We start from the raw sequence: 7,985 nt of genomic DNA on the forward strand, positions 1-7,985 counted from the left end.
AGGGCGTTGCGGCCTGCGCCTGCACCAGTTGGTCAACGGCCTCGACCAGCCCGAAGCGGTTGAGCAGGCCCGTCAGGCTGTCGCGCGTGGCGCGTTCACGCAGTTGATGCTCGTGCTGCTCGGCGTGCAGGGCCACGGCCAGCCGCTGGCCCAGTGCGGCCAGCTCGCGCCCGGCGCGCCCCTCGGGTGCCGGCAGGCGCGCCAGGCGCAGCCACACCCGCTGGTTGCTGGTGTGCGCAACGGGCAGGTCGTGCCAGGGCCCTTCGCCCCCCGCCGGGTCGGCCCCCTCCCCTGCATGCGGCAGGCCCGCGTCGCGCGGCGCACCTGTCTCGCGCTGCGCCAGCGTTCCATCGGCCGCCAGGGACAGCACCAGCGGCCGGGGCGCGCCGGCTGGCCACTGCACCACGCCCACCGGCGCGCCACCCGCCTGGGCATTCAGGTGCGCGAGCATCAGGCGCACCACCTCGGCAAACGGGCGTTGCCCGATGATGGCCTGGTCCATCTGCGCGAGCACGTGCACCAGCGCAAGGTCGCGCCCCACCTCTTCGGTCATGGCGTTGAAGGAGTCGGCCAGGTCGGTGAATTCATTGCGCCTGCCGGCAATCTGCACCCTGCGCGTGAAGTCGCCCTCCAGCACGGCGCGCGTGCCCGAGGTGAGCGCATCCAGCGGGCGGGTCAGCCTGCGCAGCACCACCGAGCTGCTCACCAGTGCGAGCAAAAATGCGATGGCGGCCACGTTGCCCACCAAGGCCGCCACGCCAATGGGCAGGTAGCGCCGCACGTCTGGCTGCAAGGTGGTGGTAATGGTCCAGGCCGGCGCATCGAAATAGGGCGTGAAGAAGATTTCGCGCTGCGTGCGCACCTCGTTGGCGGCCTGCGCCTCTACCCCCTGGCAGAAGGGTGCAGACAACTGCGGACCCGAAAAGCAGATGCGATGCGTGCCCGACTGCGCGTTCTCCCACAGGTAGTCTGCAGTGAACCGGCCGCGCACCACCGCGCCTGCAAAGGGCACGATCAGTTCCACGGTGGGCGCCACCCCGGGCTGTGGGGCGCCAACCACGCGCAATGCGCTGCGGCCCTGCGGCATCGGCGCAAGCTCCGAAGGGAAAAGCCGGTCCACACTGGCAAAGACGCTCTCGAGCCGCTGATCCAGTGGCACGGGCCCGGGGCCCTGGCCGGAGGGCAGACCGTGCACATTCAGCAGGCTTTCTGCGGCGCGCAGCCGGTCGACGAGGTTGATGCCCACTGCCTTGGCCAGCTCACCACTGAGCTGCGCTGCAGACTGCTGCACAACGTACTCCGTGAGCTGGTAGGCCAGCAGCGACATCGCCCCCACCGGCACCGCCACCAGCACGAAGAAGGTGGCCAGCAGTTGGCGCCCGACACGGCTGTGCAGAATGGCATGGGCCGGACTCAGGCGCATTCAGTAATCCTCGGCGACGCCGATGAAGCTCCCGTTGTTGGCGCGGATGATGTCATCGCGGCTGGCCTTGGCGGTCAACGGCGTCTGGCTCTTGCCGTCGGGCCCCATGCTGTACAGGTCATAGTCGCTGTTGAGCGGGTGCAGCGACTTGTCCTTGCGCTTTTGGCCGACCGTGGCGCCGTCCATCGACAGGTAGCGATAGGGGTTGCCCCAGGGGTCCAGCCGGGTAAAGGGCAGATCGGCCAGGCTTGCCGGGAACACGTGCTTGAAGTTGACGTACCGGTCCAGCATGGCGCTGATTTCCAGGATGTCTTTTTTGGCAGCGGCGACCTTGGCGCGTTCGATGTACGCCTTGTAGCTGGGCATGGCCACTGCCGAAAGCAGCCCGATCAGCGTGACGGTGATCAGCAGCTCCAGCAGCGTCACCCCCAGCGCATGCAGGGCCCTTCGATGGGTGCTGAGCAGCCTCATGACCCGGCACCTTCGCAAAATGCGGTGCCCGGCACAGGAAACAGGGCACCAGCGCAGCCCGTGCGCGGCACGCACGGACGCGCCAGGACGCCTATCTCGCTAACATTTTGTTTCATGGTGCATGATATTCCACGCCCTGTTCCGGAAGGCGTAGGACGGATTCTACGAAGCGCTTACCCAGGCACGAACAGCAGTTGCCCACCCTGCGCCGGCCGGTAGGCAAAGCGCCCTGTCTGCACCACCTTGCCGCCCACGCGCGCGGCCCAGGTGTAGTCGCCCACGCGGGTGCCGGCGTTGCCGAAGTCGCTGGGGTAGTGCACGGTGCCGGCCCGCTCGCCCCCGCCCTGGGGCTCGGCCGTGGCGGTGGCCGTCTGGCCGCCGGGCATGGTAACGGTGAACTCCACCAGCGCCTGCCGCGCCGCCATCTTGTCGCTCACGCTCAGCCCGATGGCGGGACGCGCGCTGTACAGCACGGTGGTCTGGGCCAGGGCGGGGTGCCGGCGGCGAGCAGCAGCGCCGCAGTGAGCACGCCAGCGCGAAGGTGGGGGTGAATGGTCGCCATGGAATGCTCCTTCGTTCAGGGTTGCGTGCGGACCTGGGGCTGCGCGATCAATCGCCACACGCCACCGTGCGCAGATGGGGCACGGTGGCTGGCTCCCACGGCGCGCGGCCTATCACCGTGACGCCACCCCAGCCGTACTCGACGCGCTCGCCACCGGCCACTGTGCCAAACGCGCTGATGCGCCCCTTGCCCACGTCGAAGCCCCAGGCCTGCTGCAGGCGGTCAATGCCCAGCCGCGTGCAGCCCCGGCCGGCTTCGGGTAGGACAACGGCGCCTCGGGGCGGCGCCGGCCTGTCAAGAGCGCAGACCCATACCCAGGTGCAGCCGACCCCCTGGCTGCCGTGATGGACGGCTACGCGCTGGCCAGGCACTTGCAGCGGTGCCCGATGGCGCAGCGATGGGGGTGGGCAGGCGCTATGCGGTTCGTTCCAATGCCTGAGCAGAGCCAGGCCGCGCGTGGCGGTGTTGCTGCGTACAGCACCATCACTTGCTCTCGGCAGCTTCATGCCGCCATGCGGGTAAACGGGCGCCGCAGTCGCTGCAAAAGCGTGCGGTGGGGGCATGACCTTCGCTCAGGCATTCATGGCAGGTCCGTGTCGTGGGTGCATGGCCCTGCCGCTGCAGCGTGAATTCAGCGCTGACAATACCCGTCGGCACAGCCAACGTGCCCCAGCCAAGCAGCATCATGACCGAGGCGATGATGCGCCCCAAGTCGGTGTGCGGGGTGATATCGCCGAAGCCAACGGTCGTCATGGTCGTAATGGCCCAATAGATACCCACAGGGATGCTGGTGAAACCGTGCGCCGGGCCCTCCGCGACGTACATCAAGGTGCCCATCACCACCACTACCAGCATCACGAACGACATGAAGACCAGTATCTTGCGCCGCGACGCGGCCAACGCCTGGCCCAGCGCACCGTACTCGGCCACGTATTCAGTGAGCTTCAAGATGCGGAAAATTCGCAGCAGGCGAAGCACGCGCACATCGATCAGCGCGTAGAGACCTGGCACCAGAATGGCCAGATAGGTGGGCAGCAGCGCCAGTAGATCGATGATGCCAAAGAAGCTGCGCGAGTAGCGCGCCGGCCTGCGCACACAGGCCAACCGGGCGATGTATTCGGCAGTGAACACGGCGGTGAAGAACCACTCCAGCGCCCGAAACAGGTCAGCGTACTGGTTGTGCAACCCCGCCATGCTGTCCATGATGACGACTGCTACGCTGGCCAGGATCAGGGCGATCAGGACCAGATCGAACAGCCGTCCCGCACGGGTGTCCGCTTCGAAAATCACCGTGTACATCTGCAGCCGAAACCCGCTCGCCGGACGACCAAAGGCCGCCTCCTCGGGAGTTGGCCGCACCTGGGGGCTGGGCATATCCTTCATCCTGGTCATCTTAGTTGCTACTCCCACGCCGGGGTGTTTGGCGTGCAAGGCGGGCATGGACGAAGATTCTCGGCCTCTCAGACCTGTTCTCAGCCCGCCCCCCGTGATTCCTGCACCAGCCACGCCGTAGGGGATTGGCCCAGGCGTTGCGTGAAAGCGCGCGCGAGCGCGCTGGCATTGGCATAGCCGACCTCGGGCGCGACCTGCTTGACCGACATGCCCTGGCGCAGCAGCGAGCGCGCCAGCCCGATACGCCAGCTACCCAGGTATTCAGCGGGCGGTGTGCCCAGCGCGGCGCCGAACCGGGCCGCAAAACGCGCGCGCGACATGCCGGCCAGCAGCGCCATCGTGTCCAACGTCCAGGGGCGTTCAGGTTCGGCATGCAAGGCATTGAGCACGCGCGCCAACCGCACATCGGCCAGCCCGGCGAGCACGCCGACGTCGACCAGGCGCTGCGCCATCGCATGCCGCAGCAGTTGGATCACCAGCACCTCGACCAGCCTGTCCACCACCGCCAGGTGTCCGCAGCGCTGCGCCTGCGCCTCGACGACCAGCGACTGCTGCACCAGCACCAGCGCTGCCCCGCCCGCCTGCAGTTGCGCCAGCGGCACGTGCAGCACATCCGGCAGGCCGCGCAGCAGCGGGTTTTCATCGCTCGGACCGAAATCGATGGCCGCGCTGACGAGTTCAGGCACAGCACCCCGCGCCGGCACCAGTTGGTGCCCCAGCGGGCGCGGCAGCAGCAGCACGCTGGGCTCGCTCACCACCAGGCGCGCGCCTGCGGCCGTTGCCATCTCCATCTGGCCCTCGCAAAGCAGGTGCAGATGGCTGCCACGCTGGCTTGCGCTCAGGTCCAGCACGCCCGGCAATGCCCCACGGTGCACCACGCGGGCGTGCAGCTGAAAACGGGCCAGCAGGGTCGAGAGGCGATCAGACATGAGACGAATGGTATCTCATTAGAGACGCATTGATTCCATACGTCTCACCCTGGCTGCTACAGTGACCCGGTGCTTTGAAATGCCAAGGACCTCACTGTGCTGATACCACGCCAACCCGTACCCGCCCTGTCCGTGCCCACGCTGGCACACGGCGACTTCACACTCGCAGCAGACGCACCACAGAACTTCACCCTGGTCGTCTTCTACCGGGGTCTGCACTGCCCGATATGCCTGCGCTACCTGCTGGAGCTGAGCCGTCTGCTGCCAGAATTTGAACAGCGCGGGGTGAAGGTGGTCGCGGTGTCCAGCGACACCGCCGAGCGCGCGCAGGCCATGGCGGACAAGCTGCGCGCGCCCGGCCTGCGCGTAGGCCACAGCCTGCCGCTGGCGGTGGCCCGTGCCTGGGGGCTGTACATCAGCGCCTCGCGCGGCATGACGTCCATTGGCTTGGAGGAGCCGGCGCTGTTCTCCGAACCCGGCGTGTTCCTGGTGCGCCCGGACGGCACGCTGTACTACGGTGCCGTGCAGACCATGCCGTTTGCGCGGCCCCACTTTGATGAGCTGCGCGATGCGCTGGACTTCGCGCTGGCGAAGAACTACCCGGCTCGGGGCGAATACACCGCAGCCTTCTGAGGCCCATCGACAAACAAACAAGCAAGCAAGCAAGGCCCCCATGCAATACGACGCAGTAGCCTTCGACACGGGCGGCACGGTGCTGGACTGGCACGGATCGCTGGTCGATGAACTGGCCCGGGTGCCAGCCTGGCAGGGCCTAGCCTTTGACCGCCACGCATTCGCCAATGCATGGCGGCGCAGCACCATGCAGGGCATTGTTGGCCAGGTGCAGCCGGCGTTCCACATGGACGACGTGCACCTGCGGGCGCTGGACGAGGCCGTGCTGGCCTTCGGGCTCCCGGCCCTGGATGCGCCAGGCCGCACACACCTGTGGCGCGCCTGGCACCGCCTGCGCGCCTGGCCCGACTTTGCGCCGGCGCTGGCGTCGCTGCGTGCGCGCGTGCCGGTGGTCTCGTTCACGATGCTGCCGACGGCCCTGGTCATCGACGTGTCGCGTCGCAACGGCTTCACCTGGGACGCCATCGTCTCGTGCGAGATGATCGGCGTCTACAAGCCGCACCGCGAAGCCTACGCCACGGCGGCGCGCTGGCTGAACCTGGCCCCCGAGCGCATCCTGATGGTGGCCTGCCACAACTTCGACCTCAACGCGGCGCATGCGGCAGGCCTGCGCACTGCCTTCGTCGCCCGCCCAGATGAGTGGGGGCCAGCAGGCCCGCCCGACCCCCACCCCAACATGGCCTACGACCACACCGTCGATGGCTTCGCTGCCCTGTGCGAGCAGGTTCTTTCCACCCCCTGAGACACACCCCCATGATCAAGCTCTACTACCACCCATCACCGAACCCCGCCAAGGTCGCCCTGTTCCTGGAGGAGGCAGCCCTGCCCTACGAGATGGTGCCGGTGGACACCCGCCGTGGCGAGCAGCATACGCCGGCGTTTCTTGCCATCAATCCCAATGGCAAGACACCCGCACTGGTCGATGGCGACGCGGTCGTCTTCGACAGCAACGCCATTTTGCTGTACCTGGCGGAGAAGACCGGCCTCTTCCTGCCCGAGAACACACCAGCGGCGCGCGCAGCAATGCACTCGTGGCTGATGTTCGTGGCCACCGGCATCGGGCCCTATTCGGGGCAGTCGGTGCACTTCAGGCACGTGGCACCCGAGCCCAAGACCTATGCGCTCAACCGCTACGACTTCGAGGCATGGCGGCACTGGACGCTCATCAACGAGCGCCTGGCCACCCGCACCTGGATGCTGGGCGAGGAGTACACGCTGGTCGACATGGCCGTCTGGGGCTGGGCCCGCGCCGTGCCCTATGTGCTGGGCACCGACCCGTGGGACAAGCTGCCCCATGTCAAGCGCCTGCTCGACACCGTGAACGCCCGGCCCGCTGCCCAGCGCGCCGAAGCGCTGAAGACCCGGCACGCCTTCAAGACCGAACTCGACGATGAAGCGCGGCGCGCCATGTTTCCGCAGAACGCCCGCCTGTCCGCAGCACCGGGTGCCTGACATGCTGGACCTGCACTACTGGACGACGCCGAACGGCCACAAGGTCACGATGTTTCTGGAGGAGGCCGCACTGCCCTACCGCATCTTGCCGGTCCACATCGGCCGTGGCGAGCAGTTCGCGCCCGAGTTCCTGCGCATCGCGCCGAACAACCGCATCCCGGCCATCGTCGACCATGCACCGGCCGACGGCGGGGCACCACTGTCGCTGTTCGAGTCGGGCGCCATCCTGCAGTACCTGGCGGACAAGACGCAACGCTTCATTCCGCAGGACCTTCGCGGGCGCAACCTGGTGCTGCAATGGCTGTATTGGCAGATGGGGGGCCTGGGGCCCATGGCCGGGCAGAACCACCACTTCGTGCAGTACGCGCCCGAGCCGTTGCCCTATGCCATCGAGCGCTACGTGAAGGAGACCTCGCGCCTGTACGGCGTGCTGAACAAGCACCTGGGTGACGGGCGCACCTTCATCGCAGGCGATGGCTACTCCATTGCCGACATGGCATGCTACCCGTGGATCCTGCCCCACGAACGCCAGCGCCAGGTGCTGTCGGATTTTCCGCACCTGCAAGCATGGTTCGAGCGCGTGCGCAAGCGGCCGGCCACAGTGCGCGCCTACCAGAAGGCCAACGAGATCAACACGGCCCCGGTGGTCGACGCGGCATCGCGCGGCCTGCTGTTCGGGCAGGATGCGGGCGTGGTGCGCTAGGCGCGTGCGCGGCAGAAGGCACCGAAGCGAAACGCCCGAAAACCGAGGATCGCTGGGCAGCACCGCCCTGGCGCGAAATGCATCGGCTTTGTTGGGGGCATCTGTTGACGGGACACCAGATCAACAGGGCACGGCTGCGGAACACGCCGCCGCAGCCCAGGCCTCGGGCATCGCCCATCGCAGCTTCTGCAACACCTGCGCCAGCATCTTGGTGCCCTGCCCCTGCAAAGACTTCTGCTGGCGGCCGATGTGAACCCAATACAGAACACGGGCTTTGAGCACGCGCTACCATGGAGCCGAACGCCGACTTGCACAGGCTTGGGGCACCCTGCAGACCATAGCGGACGGTTATCGCCGGATTGCCGAGGCCGGTCCCGACGCGTCACTGGTCACGAGAGTTTTTACCGATTCAAGAACCGC

At 67.3% G+C, this 7,985-nt stretch carries 10 protein-coding genes; 4 read left to right on the plus strand and 6 right to left on the minus strand.

What is annotated here, in order from left to right:
* The 6 genes from U5N23_RS20855 to U5N23_RS20880 form a co-directional block, all read right to left on the minus strand.
* The coding region (locus tag U5N23_RS20855) for a HAMP domain-containing protein (RefSeq protein WP_322594655.1) at positions 1-1,423 on the minus strand (1,423 nt) is incomplete at its 3' end.
* Complete coding sequence (locus U5N23_RS20860; protein ID WP_322594656.1) at positions 1,424-1,894, minus strand: prepilin-type cleavage/methylation domain-containing protein; 471 nt, start codon at positions 1,892-1,894, stop codon at positions 1,424-1,426. It lies immediately after the preceding gene.
* A 173-nt stretch (positions 1,895-2,067) separates the two neighbouring features.
* The gene (locus tag U5N23_RS20865; protein ID WP_322594657.1) at positions 2,068-2,367 is read right to left on the minus strand and encodes a hypothetical protein; all 300 of its coding nucleotides are present in this window, start codon (positions 2,365-2,367) and stop codon (positions 2,068-2,070) included.
* A 136-nt stretch (positions 2,368-2,503) separates the two neighbouring features.
* The gene (locus U5N23_RS20870) at positions 2,504-2,827 is read right to left on the minus strand and encodes a hypothetical protein (RefSeq protein WP_322594658.1); all 324 of its coding nucleotides are present in this window, start codon (positions 2,825-2,827) and stop codon (positions 2,504-2,506) included.
* A gap of 112 nt (positions 2,828-2,939) precedes the next feature.
* Positions 2,940-3,830: an ion transporter gene (locus U5N23_RS20875; protein WP_322594659.1), complete on the minus strand. Its 891-nt coding sequence runs from the start codon at positions 3,828-3,830 to the stop codon at positions 2,940-2,942.
* A gap of 98 nt (positions 3,831-3,928) precedes the next feature.
* Positions 3,929-4,777: an AraC family transcriptional regulator gene (locus tag U5N23_RS20880; protein WP_322594660.1), complete on the minus strand. Its 849-nt coding sequence runs from the start codon at positions 4,775-4,777 to the stop codon at positions 3,929-3,931.
* Between the two features lie 96 nt (positions 4,778-4,873).
* Here U5N23_RS20880 and U5N23_RS20885 point away from each other — a divergent pair, with 96 nt between their 5' ends.
* The 4 genes from U5N23_RS20885 to U5N23_RS20900 are packed head-to-tail and all read left to right on the plus strand — an operon-like array spanning position 4,874 to position 7,565.
* Positions 4,874-5,410, plus strand: coding sequence for a peroxiredoxin-like family protein (locus U5N23_RS20885; protein ID WP_322594661.1), 537 nt, complete (start codon positions 4,874-4,876; stop codon positions 5,408-5,410).
* Between the two features lie 40 nt (positions 5,411-5,450).
* Positions 5,451-6,152, plus strand: a complete 702-nt coding sequence (locus tag U5N23_RS20890) for an HAD-IA family hydrolase (protein ID WP_322594662.1) — start codon at positions 5,451-5,453, stop codon at positions 6,150-6,152.
* 11 nt (positions 6,153-6,163) lie between these two features.
* Complete coding sequence (locus U5N23_RS20895) at positions 6,164-6,862, plus strand: glutathione S-transferase family protein (protein WP_322594663.1); 699 nt, start codon at positions 6,164-6,166, stop codon at positions 6,860-6,862.
* Between the two features lies 1 nt (position 6,863).
* The gene (locus U5N23_RS20900; protein WP_322594664.1) at positions 6,864-7,565 is read left to right on the plus strand and encodes a glutathione binding-like protein; all 702 of its coding nucleotides are present in this window, start codon (positions 6,864-6,866) and stop codon (positions 7,563-7,565) included.
* The last annotated feature ends 420 nt before the right edge of the window (positions 7,566-7,985 follow it).

It is taken from the genome of Acidovorax sp., from assembly GCF_034519795.1.
Lineage (GTDB): Bacteria > Pseudomonadota > Gammaproteobacteria > Burkholderiales > Burkholderiaceae_C > Acidovorax.